We start from the raw sequence: 20,966 nt of genomic DNA on the forward strand, positions 1-20,966 counted from the left end.
GCGCCGGACAGTGCTCTGCGCGGATCGGCGAGTGCTGCGTCCCGCCCGCTCCCTACGCTCGTCGGCAGTGTAGTGACGAACGCCACAGCCGGAGCGCGGTGGCCCGATCCAGGAGGTTTCCATGCTGCGAGCAGCGGTCAACGGGACGGAACTCGCCTACGTCGACGCCGGTCCGCGCGACGGAGTGCCGATCGTGTTCAGCCATTCGCTCTTCTTCGATCACACGATGTTCGACGCGCTCGCGGAGAAGTTCACCGCCGACGGGTACCGGGTCGTCGCCTACGATCATCGCGGGCAGGGCGAGAGCGCCCCGGCGCCGCGGGCGGAACTCGCGGTCGACGTCCTCGCCGAGGACGCGGCGGCCCTGATCGAACACCTCGGTCTGGCCCCGTGCCACGTCGTCGGCAACTCGCTCGGCGGGTTCGTCGCGCTGCGGCTCGCCGCGCGACGCCCCGAACTGCTCCGCACGGCCGCCGCGCTGGGTTCGTCGGCGGAGGAGGAACACAAGCTCGCCGAGTTCGCTCCGCTGGTCGAGCATCTCACCGAGCACGGCACGGCGGACGTCGTCGACACGGTCATGTACATCATGTTCGGCGATTCGAGCCTCGCTCAGGAGAGTTCGATGACGAGCACGTGGCGCGCCGCGATCGCCCGGCTCGAACCCCGCATCGGCGACGCCGCCCACGGCGTCATCCACCGCGGGCGGATCGTCGAGGAGCTGGCCGGGTGCCGCGTGCCGGTCCTCGCCGTCGCCGGGAGCGAGGACCACGCGTACCCGCCGCCGATCTCGTCGGCGAACATCGCCGACGCCGCGAGCGGCCGGCACGTCACGGTGGACGCCGCAGGGCACTCCGTGGCACTCGAACAGCCGGAGGCGGTCGCCGAGCACCTCAGGAAGCACTTCGCCGCGGCGGAGAAGGGCTGATCCGCAGGTCGGAGGGGCGCGGCAGCCGCCCGGCGACCTGAACCGTGCGGAGCTCGCGCACAGCAGCGGGAGGGCACCGGGCAGGAGCGATCGGGATGTACGGGCACGAATCCATACGAGACGGAATATCAAAATTATCCGAATAAGTGTGTCCACGTTCCTCGATCCACCGAAGCCCCGCCGAATAACCCCGCCGAGCAGCCACGCCGACCTCGGGCGGTGCGACGTGCCCCGGTGCCGAACCGGGGACGCTGACACAACCCGCCGACGGCACGGCGGGCGTGTTTCGGACCACCGCGCGGCGGATACCCGGGGCCGACAGGTTCCACCGTCCGCGCCCCCACCGGGGGTGCGGACGGCGATCGTCGCCGGCTCGACGGGTCGGTGACGGTGCGCCGGAGATGACGCTGCCGAGAAGGGGTTCCATGAGCCACGCCAGCTTCGCGTCCCGGGTCGGCGCGGCACGCGAGAGGATGTTCGATCTCGTGCTGGAGATCGCGGCGATCGTCGAGGCCGCCGACGCGCTCGACCGGGACTCCCTGCCCCTCGCCGACGAGATCGCCGTGAGCGGACTGATCGATGCCCTCACCGACGTGAGCCGGCACTTCGATGCGGCGGCGGAACCGTTCGGGGAGGCGGTGTGGTTCTCGCGGCACCTGCCCGGTCCGTTCGGTTGACGGCCACGGGTGAGGATTGCGCCGCCGGAAACCGGGTATGCGGTCGGGGCCGAGACGCTGCGCTCGGCCCTGTTTCCGTACAGCAGACACCAGGAGCGCACTTGAGCAACCAGGACCCCGGACCCCGACCCGAAGATGCGCCCGGCCTCGACGCCGGTGGGGGCGTACAGCCCGGAGACACCCCACCCGACGCCGGACAGACCTCCGGCCTGTCGCATCCCCAACCGAACCCGAGCCGGGTGATGCCCGTCTTCGCGATCGTGCTCATCGCGCTGATCGTGCTCGGAGTGGCGGCGTTCTTCGTGGCGCGCGCGTTCGCCCTGTTCGACTGAGACACCGAACGACTGGGACACCGAACGACTGGGACACCGAACGACTGAGACACCGAACGGTCGGGCTCGTCAGGGTCGTCCGAGCGCCCCGACGTAGTACCAGCGGCCACCCTCACGGAGGAACCGGCTGTGCTCGTGCAGCACGTCCTCGTGACCGCCGAAGCGGTAGTGGGCCCGGAACTCGACCGTCCCCTCCGAGTGCAGGAACCCGCCGCTCGTGCGCACCACCTCGAGCCCGGTCCACCGCTGCGCCGGATCGAGATCCAGTCGCGCCGGGCGGGTGTCGGGGTGCCACGTACGACGCAGATAGTCGTCGTCGCCCACCGCGAAGGCGGTGTACCGCGACCGCATCAGCTGCTCGGGCGTCGGCGCGTCCCCACCCGCGAGGAACGGCCCGCAGCAGTCGCCGAACGGAAGACCCCGGCCGCACGGACACGGAGCGGACGATTCGGGCCGGGGGTAGCGCGGGCGTCGAGTCACCGGCACATTATCGCCGCCGCCCGGAACCGGACGGTCGTGGCACGATCGACGCCCGGGACGAGCGCGGTCGGAGGAACGGTGAACCATGGTCGATTCTGCCGCCACACCGGCGCGGGGACAGGGCAGTCCCGGCACCGCGCTACACCACAGCTTCGCGGCCGTCCCGGTGGCCGGGCCGTACGACACCGCCGCCGACGTGCTCGACCGGATGCGGGAACACAGCTTCGACAGTGCCGCCGTCGTCGCCGTGCTCGTCGGTGAGACGCTCGCCGGTCTCGTCACGATCGAACGGCTGCTGGCGGCCCCCGGTGCCGCCCGGATGGACGACCTCATGGACCCGGATCCGCCGGTGGTGCACCCGGATACCGCGCAGGAACGCGCCGCGTGGAAAGCGGTGCAGCACGGCGAGCCGGGCCTGGCCGTCGTGGACGGCCACGGCCGGTTCCGCGGCCTCATCGCGCCGCAACAACTGCTCGCCGTGCTGCTGCACGAGCACGATCAGGACATGGCCCGGATCGGCGGCTTCGCGCACTCGGTGGAGGCGGCGCGGGCCTCGAGCGTCGAGGGAATCCGTCGCCGGCTCTGGCACCGGCTGCCGTGGCTCGTCGTCGGTCTGATCGGGGCCATGGTCTCGGCCCGCCTGATGCAGGTGTTCGAGGCCGAACTCGACGCCGACCTCGCCGTCGCGTACTTCGTGCCGGGAATCGTGTACCTGGCGGACGCCGTCGGGACGCAGACCGAGGCACTGGTCATCCGCGGATTCTCGGTAGGGGTGGGGATCCGCCGGATCGTGCGCCGGGAGGTGCTGACCGGACTGTCGGTGGGGGCGCTCCTCGGGGCGACCATGCTGCCGGCCGTGCTGCTCATGACCGGGAACCGGGATCTCGCGGTCGCCGTGGCGTCGGCCGTGCTGGCCGCGAGCACCATCGCGACGACCGTGGCGATGGTGCTGCCGTGGGCGCTGCAACGGCTGGGCAAGGACCCGGCGTTCGGGTCCGGCCCGCTCGCGACGGTGATCCAGGACCTGCTCTCCATCGTCATCTACTTCGTGGCCGTGACGCTTCTCCTCGGCTGAGGGTGGGGCGATCTCCACCCCAGGGTTCCTTGGGGCGCAGGACGATACCGGGTCACGATGAGACCACCGACCGACAACCCGTGGAGGCCCCGTGACCGCAACCTCGGAGAGGTTCACCCCGAGCCACACCGACCCGGATCGCGTGTTCGACGAGATCGACCGGATCGATGCCGAGATCGTCGCCGCCATCCGGTACCGGACCGGCCTCGTCCACCGTGCCGGCCGGCTGCGCCGCGCCGGGCACGGAACGACGTCCGTGCATGCGTGCCGCGAGATGGCGGCGCTCACCCGGTTCACCACTGCGCTGGGCCGGGACGGCACGGCGCTGGCGGCGACGCTGCTGCGGTTGGGCCGCGAACCCCTTGCCGACACCGCGACCTGCGGGCAGGATTGAGTCCGCCCCCGGAGGTTGTGATGAGCGTCGTCACCGAATCGCGTCTGACATACGTCGACAAGCAGGGGCGGCAGCATCGATTCGAGCTGTCGCCGGGCTCGCCTCGCGTCACCATCGGCCGGGCCCCGACGTCGGATGTGGCCTTCACCGGCGACAACGAGGTCTCCCGCCTGCACGCCGTCGTGGAGTGGATCGGCACCCACTGGACCATCCTCGACGACGGGCTCTCCCGAAACGGCACGTTCCTCAACGGGGAACGCATCACGGGACGCCGGCGGCTTCGGGAGGGCGACAGCATCCGGATCGGCTCGATCCGCCTGACCTTCCAGGAGATCGGCGCCGGCCCGGACGAGGCGACCCGTGTCGCGTCGGAGCTGCCGACGGTGCGATCGCTGACGCAGACACAACGCGGCATCCTGCTCGCGTTGTGCCGGCCCTACAAGCACGGCGCCGCCTTCGCCACCCCGGCATCCAACCAGGACATCGCCTCCGAACTGTTCCTCAGCGTCGATGCGGTGAAGACCCACCTGCGGGCGCTGTTCGCGAAATTCGGGGTCGAGGACCTGCCGCAGAACCAGAAGCGGGTCCGGCTCGCCGAGCTCGCCCTCCACAGCGGCGTCATCACCGAACGCGACCTCTGACCGGCGGCTCACCCGACCCGCTGCAGCAACCCGCCGAGTGCCCGCGCGACCTCCGCGGGCCGGTCGGTGATCACCGAATGGCCCGCGCCGTCGACCCGCACCAGCTCGGCGCGTGGCAGCCGCTCCGCCAGACCGGCCGACAGCTCGAACGGGGTCCACTCGTCCGCCGAGCCGCACAGCACGACCGCGGGGACGGCGGCGAGCACCGCCAACGCGGCGGACTCGTCGAGCACCGCGAACGATCGCAGGAACGCCGCCATCGTCACCACCGGCGTGTCGTTCGCCAGCACCGCCATCAGAGCCGCCAACCGGGAGCCGGGGGTTCGTCGCTGCGACGTCCGCCGCAGCGGCCGCACCGCCCGCCCACCCAGGTGCAGCGCGCGTTGCACCGCGCCGGGCGCGTGTCGCACCGCCCGGTGGAACAACGCGACCGCGGGACTGTCGAGGTAACGCCCGAGACCCGACCGCCCGAGATCACCGGCGGCGGTGCCGATGAGACAGACCCCGGCGACGCGGGTGCCGATCTCGTGCGGATGCTGACGGGCGTAGGACAGGATCGTCATGCCGCCCATCGAGTGGCCGACCAGCACCACCGGCCCGGCGGAGACCGCGCGCAGTACCGCCGCGAGATCACGCCCGAGCTGCTCGACGGTGTACGTCTCCGGCCCGGCAGTGCCGGACGCGCCGTGACCCCGGTGGTCGAAGAACACCATCCGCAGCGTGGCCCCGTACCGCCGGATCAACGAATCGCGAAGCGGCGACCAGGTTTCCGTGCGTCCGCAGTGCCCGTGGACGAACACGGCGGTGAGCGGCGCGTCGGCCGCGCCGAGCTCGTGGACCGCGAGCGGCACGCCGTCGTCGGCGATCACCGTGTGGCGGCGCACGAGACGCTCGGTGCGGAGGGTGGACATGCGGACAAGGATCCACGGACGCCGGCGCCGGGACGAGCAGCCCCGGTGGTGGTGGATTTCACCTCAGGGGGCCACTTCTGCACCCTGGGTGGTGGACAATCTCGCCATGGATGCGCAGCGGTACGTCGGCGTGGTCGGGCCCGCGGAAGCCACGGCCGAACAACGCCGGATCGCCCGTCAGGTCGGCGGGCTGCTCGCGGCGCGACGCGCCGTCGTCGTGACCGGGGGACTGGGCGGGGTGATGGCCGCGGCGTCGCGCGGCGCCGCCGAGGCCGGCGGCACCACCCTCGGCCTGCTCCCCGGCGACGACCGCGCGGAAGCCAACCCGTACCTGACCGTGTCGATTCCGACCGGGCTCGGCGAGATGCGCAACGCCCTGCTGGTACGCACGTGCGAGGCGCTGATCGCGGTCGGCGGCAGCTGGGGCACGCTCAGCGAGATCGCGCTCGCCGTCCGGACCGGGGTCCCGGTGATCTCGATCGGGGGGTGGCCGCTGCCCGCCGCCGGGGTGCTCGCCGTCACCTCCGCCGGGGACGCCGTCGAAGCCATCCACGACCTGCTGTGGCGGCGCGATCCCACCGCGGGCTGGACCGGTTGAGGACTTCCCGCACCCGAGGGTGATTCTCGACCACCCCTGCGGGTGCCACCTCCACCGCTGGGGTCGGTATCTGCATCGGGGTCTGCGGACGACCGTGGAAGCAGCACAGTCCACCGGTCGTCAGGAGTACCCCCGTGTTGCACGAAAGCCCGGTCGCCCACGCACATCTCGGTGCCCCGCAGCCCACCGGCGCGTTTCCGCTCTCGGCGGCCCAGCGCGGCATCTGGTTCGCCCAGCACCTGGCCGGCGACACGCCCGTCAACATCGCCCAGTACGTCGACATCACCGGGGATCTCGACCTCGACGCCCTCGAGACTGCCGCGCGTGCGGTCGGACGCGAGTTCGGCACCGGGTTCCTGCGCATCCTCGAGGAGGACGGTCACCCGTTCCAGACCGTCGTGCACACCGGAGAGCGCCTGACGGTGGTCGACCTGCGGGGCGAAGCCGACCCGGTCGCCGCGGCCCGCGACTGGATGGAGCGCGACTACACCGCCCCCGTCGACATGTGCACCGACCGGCTCACCGTCACCGCCGTGCTGCGCGTCGGCGACGACCGCTGGTTCTGGTACGCCCGAATCCACCACATCGCCCTCGACGGCGTCGGAGCGATGACCCTCGTCGCGCGCACCGCCGAGCGCTACACCGCCACCGTCACCGGAACCACGGTGCACGCGCCGCGCACCGCCGCGCTGCCCGACATCGTCGCCGCGGACGAGGCCTACCGGCGCTCCCCGCGGTTCGAGACCGACCGCGCGTACTGGACCGAACACCTGGCCGGCCTGAGCGATCCCGTGTCGCTGGCCGGCCGGGGTGCCCCCGCCGACGCGCATCCACTGCTGGTCGGCGCGGAACTTCCCCCCGACACCGAGCAGGCCCTGCGCGATGCCGCGGCCCGTCGCGGGTCGAGCCTCGCCCCGCTCGTGGTCGCCGCGTTCGGCACCTACCTCGCCCGGATGACCGGCCACGACGAGGTGATGCTCAGCCTGCCCGTCTCGGCCCGCACCACCGCCGTGCTGCGCCGCTCCGGCGGCATGCTCGCCAACGTCGTGCCGCTGCGGCTGCGGACCGACGCCGCCACCGTCGCCTCCGTGATCGCCGCAGCGGAACTCGAGCTGACCGGGGCGCTGCGCCGCCAGCGGTACCGGCAGGAGGACATCGCCCGCGACCTCGGTCTCACCGGCGACCACGCCGCCGGGTTCGGCCCGTCGGTCAACCTCATGCTGTTCGACCACCAGGTCCGGCTCGGCGCGCTCACCGGCCGGGTCCACGTGCTCACCTCCGGGCTCATCGAGGACCTCTTCGTCAACCTCTACCCGGGCGGGCACAGCACGCACCTCGACTTCCAGGCCAACCCGAACCTGTACACCCGGGACGAGCTCGCCGCGCACCACCGACGGTTCCTCGCGTTCCTACACCGTTTCGCCACCGCCGACCCCGGCCGGCGGCTCACCGACCTGGACCTGCTCGGCGACGACGAGCGCGCGGCCCTCGTCCCGGCCCGCGGCGCCGAGCCGGTGCCCGCCCGCACCCTCGCCGACCTGCTCACCGCCGGGGCGGCCCTCGACCCCGGTGCCGTCGCCGTGATCGACGGTCCGCGCACCGTGACCTACTCCGAACTGGACACCGCCACCGACCGGCTCGCCCGGCTGCTGCTGACCCGCGGCGCCGGGCCGGAGACCACCGTGGCGCTGGCGCTGGCGCGCTCGCTCGACTCGGTGCAGGCCGTGTGGGCGGTCGCCAAGACCGGGGCCGCGTTCGTGCCCGTCGACCCCGGCCACCCCCGCGCCCGGCTCGACCACGTCCTGCGCGACAGCGGCGCCCGCATCGGCCTGACCGTCGCCGCGCACCGGGACGGCCTGCCCGAGCACACCGACTGGATCGTGCTGGACGACCCCGCGACCGTCGCGGCGGTCGCGGACATGGACGCCGCGCCGATCACCGACCGGATCGTCCGACCCGAGCACGCCGCCTACATCGTCTACACCTCCGGGTCCACCGGCACCCCCAAGGGCGTCGTCGTCACCCACGCCGGCCTGGCGAACCTCGCCGACGACGCCCGCACGCGGCTCGCCGTCACCCCCGATTCGCGTGCCACCCACCTGTACTCGCCGGCCTTCGACTCCTCGATCGAGGAGCTGCTGGTGACCTTCGCGGCCGGCGCCACCCTGGTGGTGGTACCGCCGCAGGCCTACGGCGGCGCCGAGCTCGCCGAGGTACTGCACGCCGGACGAGTCACCCACCTCGACGCGACCCCGGCCGTGCTCGCAACCCTCGACCCCGACGAGCACCCCGAGATCGGCACGGTCGTGGTCGGTGGGGACGCCTGCCCGCCCGACCTGGCCGACCGGTGGTCCCGGGGCCGGCAGTTCCTCAACGCCTACGGCCCCACCGAGGCCACGGTCACCGCCACGTTCGCCGCCCCGCACCGTCCCGGCGCCGGCGTCGACGTCGGAGCACCGATCCGCGGCATGCGCGCCCTGGTCCTCGACCGGTGGCTGCAGCCCGTGCCGGTGGGGGTGACCGGCGAGCTGTACCTGGCCGGGCCGGGTGTCGCGCGCGGCTACCTCGGCCGCCCCGACCTGACCGCGGCCCGCTTCGTGGCCGACCCGTCGGCACCCGGCGAACGCATGTACCGCACCGGCGACCTGGTCCGCTGGCGCGGTGTGTCCTTCGGGCTGCCAGGACAACCCAAAGGACACACCGGCGGCGCAGCCGCCGCGCTCGAGTTCGCCGGCCGCACCGACCACCAGGTCAAGATCCGTGGATTCCGCGTCGAACTCGGCGAGGTCGACGCCGCGCTGCTCCGGCACGACACCGTCGCCCGAGCCGTCACCATCGGCACCTCCACGCCCGCCGGCGCGACCGTCCTCGCCGCCTACGTCGTCGGCCGTCCCGGCGCCCCCGTCGACGGTGACGCCCTGCGCGCCGCACTCGCCGCCACCCTGCCCGCCTACCTCGTGCCCGCGGTGATCACCGTACTGCCCGAGCTGCCGCTCACCCCCGTCGGCAAGATCGACCGGGCCGCGCTGCCCGCCCCCGACTTCGCCGCCACCGCGACCCCCGGGGGCCGCGCCCCCGAAGGCGCACGCGAGGAACTGATCGGCGCGCTGTTCGCCCAGGTGCTCGGGGTGGAACGGGTCTTTGCCGACGACAGCTTCTTCGCCCTCGGCGGCGACAGCATCGTCGCGATCACCCTGGTCTCCCGCGCTCGTGCCGCCGGACTGCGCTTCACCGCCCGCGACGTCTTCGAACGTCGCACCGTCGCCGCCCTGGCCGCCGTCGCGGTGGCGGACACCGGCGACGAGCCGGCCCTCGCCGAACTCCCCGGCGGCGGCACCGGCCCGGTCGAGACCACACCGATCGTCGCCGAACTGCTGACCGGCGGCGGGCCCGTCGACCGGTACGGACAGGCCGTGCTGATCCGCCTGCCCGAGCACCCCGACCCCGCGCACCTGGCCGGGGCCGTGCAGGCACTGCTCGATCGGCACGACGCGCTGCGGATGCGGTTGACCGCGGCCCGCACACTCGAGGTGCTCCCGGCCGGTGCGGTCGCCGCCGAGGCGGTGCTGCATCGCACCCCCGTCGACGAGCCACACGGCGCCGCCGAGGCCGCGCTGGAGGCCGCCGCGGACCGGCTCGACCCCGCCGCCGGGATCGTCGCCCAGTTCGCGTGGCTGGCCTCGCCCGGCGGCCGCGACGACCTGCTCGTGGCCGTCGTCCACCACCTCGCCGTGGACGCGGTGTCCTGGCGCATCCTGCTGCCCGACCTCGCCGCCGCCTACACCCACGGCGGTGCCGCGTCCGCCCTCGCCCCGGTCGGCACGTCGCTGCGCCGGTGGGCGCACGGCCTGACCGAGACCGATCGCAGCGACGAATTGCCACTGTGGGAGCGGATTCTCGCCACGCCCGATCCGGCGCTGGGGGAGCGGCCGTTCGACCCGGCGCGCGACACCGCCGCCACCTCCGCGCAGCTGCGCGTCCGCGTGCCCGCCGAGGTCACCGACGCCGTCCTGACCGCCGTACCCCAGCGGTTCCACTGCGGCCCCGTCGAGGCGCTGCTCGCCGCGCTCGGCCTGGCCGCCGAGCGGTGGCGCCGCAACCGTGGCCGCCCCGCCCCCGCGACGCTCGTCGGCGTCGAGGGCCACGGCCGGGAGGAGGCAGCGGTCCCCGGTGCGGACCTGTCCCGCACCGTCGGATGGTTCACCACCGTGCACCCGCTGGACGTGGACCTGACCGGGATCGACGTCGACGACGCCTTCGGCGGCGGCGCCGCGGCGGCCGCGGCGATCCGATCGGTCAAGGAACGACTCGCCGCCGTCCCCGACCACGGCATCGGCTACGGCCTGCTCCGGTACGTCGCCGGGATCCTGCCCGCGCATCCGGCACCGCAGATCGCCTTCAACTTCCTCGGCCGCATCGACACCACGGTCGACGCACCGTGGCTGCCGCTCGGCACCGCCGCGACCCGCGAGCCCCGCATGCCGCTGCCCGCGGTGCTCGACATCGACGCCGCCGTCGACGCCGACGGACTCGTCGGCACCTTCACCTACGCGACCGGCCTGCTCGACGAGGACGCCGTCGACGAGTTCGCACAGCTGTGGGTGGCCGCGCTCGCCGCCCTCGCCTGGCACGTCGGCGACCCGGCCGCCGGCGGCCACAGTCCCTCCGACTTCCCGCTGGTCGCCGTCCACCAGGACCGGATCGACGAGTGGGAGCGCGACCGGGGAGGCCTGGCCGACCTGTGGCCCCTGTCCCCCCTGCAGGCCGGGCTGCTGTTCCACACCGGCTACGCCGCCGCGGACGCCCCCGACGACTACACCGTGCAGACCGCGCTCGAACTCGCCGGCACCGTCGACGCCGCCCGGCTGCGCGCCGCGGCACAGTCCGTGGTCGACCGGCACGACAGCCTGCGCGCCGCCTTCCGTGACACCGCCGCCGGTCCGGTCCAGCTCGTACGGCACACCGCCGTGCTGCCCTGGCGGGAAACCGACCTCCGCGGCCGCGCCGACACCGACGGCGAACTGGCGCGCATCCTCGACACGGACCGCGCCGACCGGTTCGACCTCACCGCCGCGCCGCTGCTGCGCATCCACCTCATCCGCACCGCCGACGACCGGTACCGGCTGCTGCTGACCAACCACCACCTCGTCCTCGACGGCTGGTCCACCCCGCTGCTCGTCGCCGAACTGCTCACCGCCTACGCCGCGGGCGCGGCCGTGCCCGGCCCGGCGCCGTCGTTCCGCAACCACCTGGCCTGGCTCGCCGGCCGGGACGCCGTCGCCGCGCGGACCGCGTGGGCCCGCGCGCTGGACGGCATCGACGCCCCCACCCTCGTCGCCCCGCACGCCGACGGGGCCGACACCGGCGGCGCCGCCCACACCGTCGAGCTGAGCGCCGAGACCGCCGCCGGACTCGCCGCCGCCACCCGCGCCCACGACGTCACCCTCGCCACCGTCGTGCAGGCGGCGTGGGCGCTGACCCTGGCCGAGGTCACCGGCCGCACCGACGTGGTGTTCGGCTCCACCGTCTCCGGCCGACCGCCCGAGCTGCCGGGCGTGGACGCTGTGCTGGGTCTGTTCGTCAACACCGTGCCGGTGCGGGTGCGCCTGCAGCCCACCGACACCGGCACCGAACTGCTGCGCCGCATCCAGGCCGAACAGGCGGCGCTGCTCGAGCACCAGCACCTCGGCCTCCCCGAGATCCACCGGGCGGCCGGCGTCACCGAACTGTTCGACACCCTCGCCGTCGTCGAGTCCTACCCCCTCGACCGCGACGCTCTCTCCGCACTGGCCGACAGCGCCGGAATGCGCGTTCTCGGCGTCACCGGCGCCGAAGCCACCCCGTACCCCGTGAGCCTGATCGTCGAGCCGGGCGACCGGCCGCAGCTGAGCCTGCGGTACCGCCCCGCCGCGGTCGGCGACGTCGCCGCCCGCCACCTCGTCGAGCGCTGCGCGCAGCTGCTCGGGGCGCTCGCCCGCACCCCGGACCGCCGCATCGCCGCGCTCGGCGCCCCCGGGGTCGCGGCCCCGTTCACCCCCGGCCGGGACCGGGCCGTCACGCTCGCCGAGATCCTCACCGGCACCGCAACCCGTCACCCGGACGCGGTCGCCGTCGTCACCGATGCCGGCGAGATCACCTACCGCGACCTGAACGACCGGGCCGACGCGCTGGCGGGGCTGCTCGCGGCGCACGGCGCCGGACCCGGCACGGCCGTCGCGCTGGCGCTCACCCGCTCGTTCGAGTCGGTTCTCGCCGTGTGGGCGGTCGCGAAGACCGGGGCCGCCTTCGTTCCCGTCGACCCGCGCCATCCACAGGACCGGATCGAGCACATGCTCACCGACTCCGGCGCCCGGCTGGGCGTCACGGTCTCCGCACACGGTGCCCGGCTCACCGGTGCCGCGGCGACCTGGCTGGTCCTCGACGACCCCGCCACCACCGCCCGCCTCGCCGCGACCCGCCCCGCGGCGACGTCGCCGGCCCGGGTCGACGACCCGGCCTACCTGATCTACACCTCCGGCTCCACCGGCACCCCGAAGGCCGTCACCGTCACCCATCGCGGCCTGGGCAACCTGGTCGACGCCCAGATCGCCGTGCTGGGACTGACCCTCTCGGCCCGCGTCGCGCACGTCGCGTCACCGAGCTTCGACGCCTCCGTGTTCGAACAGCTCGCCGCGTTCGCCGTCGGCGCCGGGCTCGTCGTCGTGCCGCCGACCGTCGTCGGCGGCGACGAACTGACCGCCCGGCTCACCGCCGCCGCCGTCACCCACCTCGTCGTCACCCCCGCGGTGCTGGCCACCCTCGACCCGGCTGCGACCGCCACCGTGCAGACGGTGGGCGTCGCCGGCGAGGCCGTCCCCACCGACCTGGTGCGCCGGTGGGCGCCCGGCCGCACGATGCTCAACTTCTACGGCCCGACCGAGGCCACCATCTGGGCCACCGTCGCCGACCTCACCGCCGACGCGCCGGTCACGCTCGGCGCCGGCATCCCCGGCACCGAAACCCTCGTCCTCGACGGCTGGCTCCGGCCGGCGCCGCTCGGCACGGTCGGCGAACTGTACCTGTCCGGCCCCGGTCTGGCGCGCGGCTACCACGGTCGTGCACCCCTGACCGCGAGCCGGTTCGTCGCGCATCCCCACCGGTCCGGCGCCCGCATGTACCGCACCGGCGACCTCGTGCGCTGGACCCGCGGCGGCGACGGCCGGCCCGTCCTGGACTATCTGGGCCGCACCGACTTCCAGGTCAAGGTGCGCGGCATCCGCGTCGAGCTCGGCGAAATCGACACCGCCCTCACGGCCGACGCCGACGTCGACTTCGCGACCACGGTCGGACGCCCCGGACCCACCGGCTCCACCGTCCTCGTCTCCTACGTGCGGCCCGTGCCGGGACGCACCCTCGACCCCGACCGGCTGCGGGACCGGCTCGCCGAACAGCTCCCCGCCCATCTCGTGCCCGCCGCGATCGTCGTCCTCGACGAGGTTCCGCTCACCCCGGTCGGCAAGCTCGACCGGACGGCGCTGCCGGAGCCGGACTTCGGCCGCAGCCGCCGCCCGGCCCGCGCGCCGCGCGGACCCGTGGAGACCGCCGCCGCAGCCGCGTTCGCCGAGGTGCTCGGCCTGGCCGACCGCGGTGCCCACGGCTCGTCCTTCGACCTCGGTGCCGACGACTCGTTCTTCGACCTCGGTGCCGACGACTCGTTCTTCGACCTCGGCGGCAACTCCCTCGACGCGACCCGCGTGATCGCCCGCGTCAACGCCACCGCCGGCACCGCCCTGGCGGTACGCGACCTGTTCGAGGCGCCCACCCCGGCGGCGCTGGCCGCACGCGCCGCGGGCCGCACCGGTGCCGCCGTCGCGCTCGGGCGCCGCGAGCGGCCCGCCCGCCTGCCGCTCGGACCGGCACAGCACCGGATGTGGGTGCTCAACCAGTTCGACCCCGCCTCCGGCGTCTACAACATCCCGGTGGCGCTGCGCCTGCGCGGACCGCTCGACCGCACCGCCCTCGCGGCCGCCTTCGGCGACCTCACCGGCCGGCACGAGAGTCTGCGCACCGTCTTCCCGGCCGATGCGGACGGCCCGCACCAGGTGATCGTCGATGCGGTGCCCCCCGCCCTCGACATCGTCGACGTGCCCGCGGACGCGGTCCGTGCCGCGGTGGCGACTTTCGCCGGTGCCGGTTTCGACCTGACCGTCGAGCTGCCGGTGCGGGCCCGGGTGCTGCGTCTGGGTGCGCAGGAGCACGTGCTGGTGCTGGTGCTGCACCACATCGCCGCGGACGGGGTGTCGGTGGCGCCGCTGGCCCGGGACCTGATCGCCGCGTACGCCGCGCGTACCGCGGGGGCGGCGCCGGCGTGGGCGCCGCTGCCGGTGCAGTACGCCGACTACACGCTGTGGCAGCGCGAGACGCTCGGCGACCCCGACGACCCCGACTCGACCACCGCCCGGCAACGCGAGTTCTGGACCCGCACGCTGGCCGGCCTCCCGGACCGCATCGTGCTGCCCGCCGACCGGCCCGGACCCGCGGTGCAGTCCGGCGCGAGCGCCGACGTCGCCTTCACCGTCGCCGCCGACGTGCACGCCCGGCTGCGACGTCTCGCCCGCACCGAGAACGCCACCGTGTTCATGACCGTGCACGCCGCGCTCGTCGCGCTGCTCTCGCGTCTCGGCGCCGGCGACGACATCGCGGTGGGCACCGCGGTCGCCGGCCGCGGCGCCGCCGAACTCGACGACCTGGTCGGGATGTTCGTCAACACCGTGGTCCTGCGCACCCCGGTGCGTCCCGAGGTCACGTTCGCCGACCTGGTGGCGCAGGTGCGCGAGGCCGACCTGGCCGCGTTCGCCCACGCCGACCTGCCGTTCGACCAGGTGGTCGAGGCGGTGCGCCCGGCCCGCTCGACCGCGCACCACCCGCTGTTCCAGGTCTCCCTCGCGCTGGCCGACTTCGCGGCACCCACGCTCGAGCTCGACGGGCTCGGGATCGCCGTGGAGGACATCGCCCGGGACTCCTCGCAGTTCGATCTCGCACTCGAGCTGCGCGAACACACCGGCGACGACGGACGGCCCGCCGGGCTGGACGCCACCCTCACCTACGCGACCGACCTGTTCGACCACGACACCGCCCGCACCCTCGCCGCGCGGTTCGTGCGCCTCCTCGCCACCGTCACCACCGACCCGGCCGTCCCCGTCGGGGACGTGGAGCTGCTCGACGCCGCCGAGTCCGCCGAGCTGGCCGCCACCGCCGGCCCGGCCGGTATCGGGCCGTGGCTGCTGCCCACGCTGCTCGCGGCCGCCGCCGCCGCACACCCCGCGCGCCCGGCCGTGCGTGCCGACGGCACCACCTGGACCTACCGGGAACTCGACGACGCCGCCGGCCGGCTCGCGCACCGGCTCGTCGCCGCCGGGGTGGGGCCGGACGTGCGCGTGGCCCTCGCGCTGCCCCGCTCCGCGGAGTCGGTGCTCGCCGTGTGGGCCGTCGCCAAGGCCGGCGGTGCCTTCGTGCCCGTCGATCCGGCGTACCCGGCCGAGCGCATCGCGCACATGCTGCACGACAGCGGCACCACACTCGGACTGACCACGGCCGCGCACCGGGCCGCGCTGCCCGGCGCGCTCACCTGGCTCGAGCTCGACGACCCGGCGGTGCGGGCCGCATACGCCGACGACTCGGCCGCACCGTGGACCGATGCGGACCGGACCCGGCCGCTGCATCCCGAGCACGCCGCCTACCTGATCTACACCTCCGGCTCGACCGGCACCCCGAAGGCCGTCACCGTCACCCACCGCGGGCTGGCGAACATCGTGCGCGCCCAAGCCGACTCGCTCGACGTCGGGCCGGATGCGCGGGTCCTCGGCTTCGCCTCGCCCAGTTTCGACGCAGCGATCTTCGAACAACTGGCCGCCTTCGGCGCCGGGGGCTGCCTGGTGTCGGTCCCGCCCGGCATCGTCGGGGGCACCGAACTCGCCGCTCTCCTCGAGGCCGAGCAGGTGACGCACGCGGTCCTCACCCCGTCGGTGCTCTCGACGCTGGACTCGGCGGAGTCGACCTCGGTCCGGGTGCTCGCGGTGGCCGGCGAGGCGGTCGGTACGGACCTGGTGGAGCGGTTCGCCGGGGGCCGGACGATGCTGAACCTGTACGGGCCGACGGAGGCCACGATCTGGGCGACCGCGTCGTCGGCACTGACGGCGGGCCGGGCACTGACGATCGGATCCGCCGTGCGCGGCGTGACGCCGCTGGTGCTCGACGACCGGTTGCGGCCCGTCCCGGTCGGTGTGGCGGGGGAGTTGTACCTCGCCGGCGACGGGCTGGCGCGCGGCTACCACGGGCGGCCGGGACTGACCGCGGCCCGGTTCGTGGCGCATCCGCAGGGCGCGCGGATGTACCGCACCGGGGACGTGGTGCGGTGGGTGCACGCCGCCGGCCGGCTCGAGCTCGAGTACGTCGGCCGCAGTGACCACCAGGTCAAGATCCGCGGAATGCGGATCGAGGTGGGGGAGGTCGACGCGGCGCTGGCCGGGCTGCCGGAGGTCGACCGCGCGGTGACGGTGGGCCGGCCCGGACCGGCCGGGTCGCCGGTACTGGTGTCGTACGTGCTCGCGGCGACCGGGTGCGCCCCGACGGCCGAGGCGCTGCGGGCCCGGATGTCCGAGTTGCTGCCGGCCCATCTCGTGCCGGCGGCGCTCGTCGTGCTCGACGAGTTGCCGCTGACGCCGGTGGGCAAGCTGGACCGGGCGGCCCTGCCCGAGCCCGTGTTCGCCGCCGGCGCGGGGCGTGCCCCCCGCACACCGGCCGAGGAGGCCGTGGTCGCCGCGTTCGCCCAGGTGCTGGATCTGGACCGGGTGGGCATCGACGACTCGTTCTTCGACCTCGGCGGCAACTCGCTCGACGCCACCCGCGTCGTCGCCCGCCTGAACTCCGCCCTGGCGGTGCGCGACCTGTTCGAGGCGCCCACCCCCGCGGCGCTGGCCGTGCGCCTGCTCGAGCGTCCCGCGCCGAGGATCGCCCTCACGGCCCGGCCCCGCCCGGCCCGGGTGCCCCTCGGACCGGCGCAGCAGCGCATGTGGGTGCTCAACCAGCTCGACCCCACCTCCGCGGCGTACAACATCCCCGTCGCGTTGCGCCTGTCCGGTCCGATCGACGCCGCGGCGCTCGCCGCGGCGTGGCGGGACGTGACCGACCGGCACGAGAGCCTGCGCACCGTCTTCCCCGCCGATGCGGACGGCCCGCACCAGGTGGCCGTCGACGCCGGGAACGTGCTCGACTTCACCGAGGCACCCGCCGACGTGCATGCCGCGGTGGCGGGTTTCGTCGGTGCCGGTTTCGACCTGACCGTCGAGCTGCCGGTGCGGGCCCGGGTGCTGCGTCTGGGTGCGCAGGAGCACGTGCTGGTGCTGGTGCTGCACCACATCGCCGCGGACGGGGTGTCGGTGGCGCCGCTGGCCCGGGACCTGATCGCCGCGTACGCCGCGCGTACCGCGGGGGCGGCCCCGGGGTGGGCGCCGCTGCCGGTGCAGTACGCCGACTACACGCTGTGGCAGCGCGACATCCTCGGTGACGAGACCGATCCGCGGTCGACCGCCGCGCGTCAGCGCGACTTCTGGGTGAGCACCCTCGCCGGGCTCCCCGACCGGATCACCTTGCCCACCGACCGGCCGCGCCCGGTCGTGCAGTCCATGGCGAGCGCCGATGTGGCTCTCGCAGTCGACGCCGACGTGCACGCCCGGCTGCGGGCCGTCGCCGCCACCGAACACGCCACCGTGTTCATGACCGTGCACGCCGCGCTCGTCGCGCTGCTCTCGCGTCTCGGCGCCGGCGACGACATCGCGGTGGGCACCGCGGTCGCCGGTCGCGGTGCCGCCGAACTCGACGACCTGGTCGGGATGTTCGTCAACACCGTGGTCCTGCGCACCCCGGTGCGTCCCGAGGTCACGTTCGCCGACCTGGTGGCGCAGGTGCGCGAGGCCGACCTGGCCGCGTTCGCCCACGCCGACCTGCCGTTCGACCAGGTGGTCGAGGCGGTGCGCCCGGCCCGCTCGACCGCGCACCACCCGCTGTTCCAGGTTTCCCTCGCGCTGGCGAACTTCGAGGAGCCGGAGCTCGAGGTCGCGGGCCTGCGCATCGCACTGCAGGACGTCGCCCACGAGTCCTCACCGTTCGACCTGAGTCTGACACTGCGCGAACGCACGACCGCGAACGGCGAACCCGCCGGAATCGAGGTGAGCCTCGGCTACGCCACCGACCTGTTCGACGACGCCACCGCCCGGACCCTCGCCGCCCGCTTCGGCCGGCTGCTGACGGCGGTCGCCGAGAACCCGCACGCCACGATCGGCGACGTCGACCTGCTCGATCCGCGGGAGGCCGACGAACTGCGGGCCGGCACGGGCCCGGAGCCCGTCGCCCCGGTGACCCTGCCGGAACTGCTGCACGCCGCGGCGACGGCGCGACCCGAGGCCGTCGCCGTGGTCACCGACGACCGGCAGGTCACCTATCGCGAACTCGACGCCCGCGCGGCGCTGCTCGCCGACGCCCTCGCTGCGCGGGGTGCCGGCCCCGGCACCCTCGTCGCGCTGGCACTGACCCGATCGTTCGACTCGGTGCTCGCGGTGTGGGCGGTCGCCCGAACGGGCGCGGCGTTCGTGCCCGTCGACCCCCGGCACCCGCAGGAACGGATCGAGTACATGCTCGCCGATTCCGGTGCCGTCCTGGGGGTGACCGTGACCGAGCACCACGACCGCCTGCCCGCCTCGCTCGGGTGGCTGGTGCTCGACGGCCCGGCTGCCGACACGCGTCTCGCGCTCGTCCCGCAGCGGCCGCGGGCCACGGCCGTGCACGTCGACGACCCCGCCTACCTGATCTACACCTCAGGTTCGACCGGCGCTCCCAAGGCGGTCACCGTCACCCACCGCGGACTGGGCAATCTCGTCGCCGCGCAGCGGGAGACCCTGGCGCTGACCCCGCAGGCCCGGGTCGCGCACATCGCGTCGCCGAGTTTCGACGCCGCGGTGTTCGAGCAACTCGCCGCGTTCGCCGTCGGCGCCCGGCTCGTGGTCGTCCCGCCCACCGTCGTCGGCGGCACCGAACTCGCCGACCGGCTCCGCGCGGCCCGGGTCAGCCATCTCGTCGTCACCCCCGCCGCGCTGTCGACGCTCGACCCGGCCGCCCTGACCTCGGTCGAGGTGCTGGCCGTGGCCGGGGAGGCGACCGGACCGGAACTCGTGGACCGGTTCGGCGAGGGCCGGACGATGCTGAACCTGTACGGACCGACGGAGGCCACGATCTGGGCGACGGCCGGCCCGCTGGTGCCGGGCCGGGCGGTGACGATCGGATCGGCCGTGCGCGGCGTGACGCCGCTGGTGCTCGACGCCCGCCTGCGGCCGGTACCCGCCGGCGTGACGGGCGAACTCTACCTGGCCGGGGCCGGGCTGGCGCGGGGCTACCACGGGCGGGTGGGGCTGACCGCGAGCCGCTTCGTCGCCCGTCCCGATCAGCCGGGGGAGCGGATGTACCGCACCGGGGACCTCGTGCGGTGGGTGCGGGCCGGGGGCCGGCTCGAGCTCGAATACCTCGGGCGCGGTGACCACCAGGTCAAGGTCCGCGGGATGCGCGTCGAGGTCGGGGAGATCGACGCGGCGCTCACGGCCCTGCCCGAGGTCGACTTCGCGGTCACCGTCGGGCGGCCCGGACCGTCCGGCGCCCAGGTGCTCGTCTCCTACGTGCTCCCGGCGCCGGGGCACCGCCTCGAACCGGCCCGGGTACAGCGCCGGACGGCGCAGCGGCTGCCCGGACACCTGGTGCCGGCGGCGATCGTCGTGCTCGACGAGTTGCCGCTGACCCCGGTCGGCAAGCTGGATCGCGCGGCGCTGCCGGAGCCGGTGTTCGCGGCCGGCTCGGGACGCGCCCCGCGCACCCCGGCGGAGGAGGCGGTCGTCGCGGTGTTCGCGCAGGTGCTCGGCCTCGCGCACGTCGGGATCGACGACTCGTTCTTCGACCTGGGTGGGACCTCCCTCGATGCCACCCGTGCCTGCGATCGGCTCGGCGCCGAACTCGGGACCGCCGTGCCGGTGATCGCGTTGTTCTCGGCGCCCACCCCGGCGGGCCTGGCCGCCCGCATCGAGGCCGAGGACACCGGCGGGCAGCCGGACTCGCCGTTCGCGGTGCGGCTGCCGCTGCGCACCGACGGCGACGGAGCCCCGCTGTTCTGCGTGCATCCGGCGTCCGGACTGGCGTGGGGCTACGCCGGGCTCGCCGCGCACCTCGCCCCCGGACGGCCGGTGTACGGACTGCAGTCCCCGCACCTCGACGGCCGCGAGGACGCCCCGGCGACGATCGCCGCGTACGCCGAGCGGTATGTCGACGAGATCCGTGCGGTCCAGCCCACCGGCCCGTACCACCTGCTCGGCTGGTCGCTCGGCGGATTCATCGCCCACGCCGTCGCGGCGCGGCTGCGCGACGCCGGCGAGGAGGTGGCGCTGCTCGCGCTGCTCGACGCGGACCTGATCGCCCGCGACGTCGCCGCGCCGGAACCGCTGACCGCCGGCGAACTCGTCGCCGCCCTCGGCTCGTCCCTGGGGCTGCCCGACGTCGATCCGGACCTGACGGCTGCCGAGGCCGCCGCGCTGATCCGGACCCACACCGGGGCTCCCGTCGACGCCGGCCACCTCGACCGGATGGTCGCCGACTACAACGGTTCGGCGGCGCTGCTCGCCGGCTACCGGCCACCGCTCTACGACGGCGACCTCGTCTTCGTCACCGCGACGGCCGACAAGCCGCATCACGCCGGGGGTTTCGCCGGCTGGCGACCCTACGTCACCGGCGCGATGCACAACCACCTGCTCGATGTCGCCCACGACCGGATGACCGCACCCGACGCGGTACCCGCCCTGGCCGCGGTGCTCGATCGGCATCTCGGCGACGACCGGTACCTCGCCGCGTCCTGACCGCGC

The 20,966-nt window shown here is 74.5% G+C and carries 10 protein-coding genes; 8 read left to right on the plus strand and 2 right to left on the minus strand.

All coding sequences use genetic code 11. The features are described 5' to 3' along the window. Window positions 1-121: 121 nt before the first annotated feature. The 3 genes from RR3_RS08850 to RR3_RS08860 all read left to right on the plus strand — a co-directional run bounded on the left by RR3_RS08850 (window position 122) and on the right by RR3_RS08860 (window position 1,934). Window positions 122-925 carry an alpha/beta fold hydrolase gene (locus tag RR3_RS08850; protein WP_010594418.1) on the plus strand — a complete coding sequence of 268 codons (804 nt, stop codon included), beginning with the start codon at window positions 122-124 and terminating at the stop codon, window positions 923-925. A gap of 425 nt (window positions 926-1,350) precedes the next feature. Continuing rightward, window positions 1,351-1,602 (plus strand): hypothetical protein, encoded by a 252-nt coding sequence (locus tag RR3_RS08855; protein WP_010594419.1) that lies wholly within the window; start codon window positions 1,351-1,353, stop codon window positions 1,600-1,602. A 101-nt stretch (window positions 1,603-1,703) separates the two neighbouring features. Further along, on the plus strand, window positions 1,704-1,934 hold the full coding sequence (locus tag RR3_RS08860; RefSeq protein WP_010594420.1) for a DUF6480 family protein: 231 nt from the start codon (window positions 1,704-1,706) through the stop codon (window positions 1,932-1,934). Between the two features lie 69 nt (window positions 1,935-2,003). Here RR3_RS08860 and RR3_RS08865 read toward each other — a convergent pair whose 3' ends face one another. After that, on the minus strand, window positions 2,004-2,414 hold the full coding sequence (locus RR3_RS08865; protein WP_108754919.1) for a YchJ family protein: 411 nt from the start codon (window positions 2,412-2,414) through the stop codon (window positions 2,004-2,006). 85 nt (window positions 2,415-2,499) lie between these two features. Between RR3_RS08865 and RR3_RS08870 the strand changes: the two genes are divergently transcribed. The 3 genes from RR3_RS08870 to RR3_RS08880 all read left to right on the plus strand — a co-directional run bounded on the left by RR3_RS08870 (window position 2,500) and on the right by RR3_RS08880 (window position 4,524). Beyond that, window positions 2,500-3,489: a magnesium transporter gene (locus RR3_RS08870; RefSeq protein WP_010594422.1), complete on the plus strand. Its 990-nt coding sequence runs from the start codon at window positions 2,500-2,502 to the stop codon at window positions 3,487-3,489. Window positions 3,490-3,580: 91 nt separating this feature from the next. Next, window positions 3,581-3,883, plus strand: coding sequence for a chorismate mutase (locus RR3_RS08875; RefSeq protein ID WP_010594423.1), 303 nt, complete (start codon window positions 3,581-3,583; stop codon window positions 3,881-3,883). A gap of 20 nt (window positions 3,884-3,903) precedes the next feature. Then, complete coding sequence (locus tag RR3_RS08880) at window positions 3,904-4,524, plus strand: FHA domain-containing protein (RefSeq protein WP_010594424.1); 621 nt, start codon at window positions 3,904-3,906, stop codon at window positions 4,522-4,524. An 8-nt stretch (window positions 4,525-4,532) separates the two neighbouring features. Here the strand turns inward: RR3_RS08880 and RR3_RS08885 are convergent, their stop codons facing one another. Beyond that, a complete protein-coding gene (locus RR3_RS08885) occupies window positions 4,533-5,435 on the minus strand; it encodes an alpha/beta fold hydrolase (protein WP_017682019.1) in 903 nt (300 codons plus the stop codon). A gap of 106 nt (window positions 5,436-5,541) precedes the next feature. Between RR3_RS08885 and RR3_RS08890 the strand changes: the two genes are divergently transcribed. Both RR3_RS08890 and RR3_RS08895 read left to right on the plus strand, forming a co-directional pair. Beyond that, complete coding sequence (locus RR3_RS08890; RefSeq protein ID WP_003938253.1) at window positions 5,542-6,033, plus strand: TIGR00725 family protein; 492 nt, start codon at window positions 5,542-5,544, stop codon at window positions 6,031-6,033. Window positions 6,034-6,167: 134 nt separating this feature from the next. After that, window positions 6,168-20,960, plus strand: coding sequence for a non-ribosomal peptide synthetase (locus tag RR3_RS08895; protein WP_304363082.1), 14,793 nt, complete (start codon window positions 6,168-6,170; stop codon window positions 20,958-20,960). The last annotated feature ends 6 nt before the right edge of the window (window positions 20,961-20,966 follow it).

Origin of the sequence: Rhodococcus ruber NBRC 15591 (genome assembly GCF_001894945.1) — a bacterium.
GTDB lineage: Bacteria > Actinomycetota > Actinomycetes > Mycobacteriales > Mycobacteriaceae > Rhodococcus > Rhodococcus ruber.

What these genes read in the sequence shown, in the direction of transcription:
- RR3_RS08855 (WP_010594419.1), top strand. Translation starts at nt 1,351, where the DNA reads ATGAGCCACGCCAGCTTCGCGTCCCGGGTCGGCGCGGCACGCGAGAGG.
- RR3_RS08885 (WP_017682019.1), bottom strand. Translation starts at nt 5,435, where the DNA reads ATGTCCACCCTCCGCACCGAGCGTCTCGTGCGCCGCCACACGGTGATC.
- RR3_RS08870 (WP_010594422.1), top strand. Translation starts at nt 2,500, where the DNA reads ATGGTCGATTCTGCCGCCACACCGGCGCGGGGACAGGGCAGTCCCGGC.
- RR3_RS08880 (WP_010594424.1), top strand. Translation starts at nt 3,904, where the DNA reads ATGAGCGTCGTCACCGAATCGCGTCTGACATACGTCGACAAGCAGGGG.
- RR3_RS08890 (WP_003938253.1), top strand. Translation starts at nt 5,542, where the DNA reads ATGGATGCGCAGCGGTACGTCGGCGTGGTCGGGCCCGCGGAAGCCACG.
- RR3_RS08850 (WP_010594418.1), top strand. Translation starts at nt 122, where the DNA reads ATGCTGCGAGCAGCGGTCAACGGGACGGAACTCGCCTACGTCGACGCC.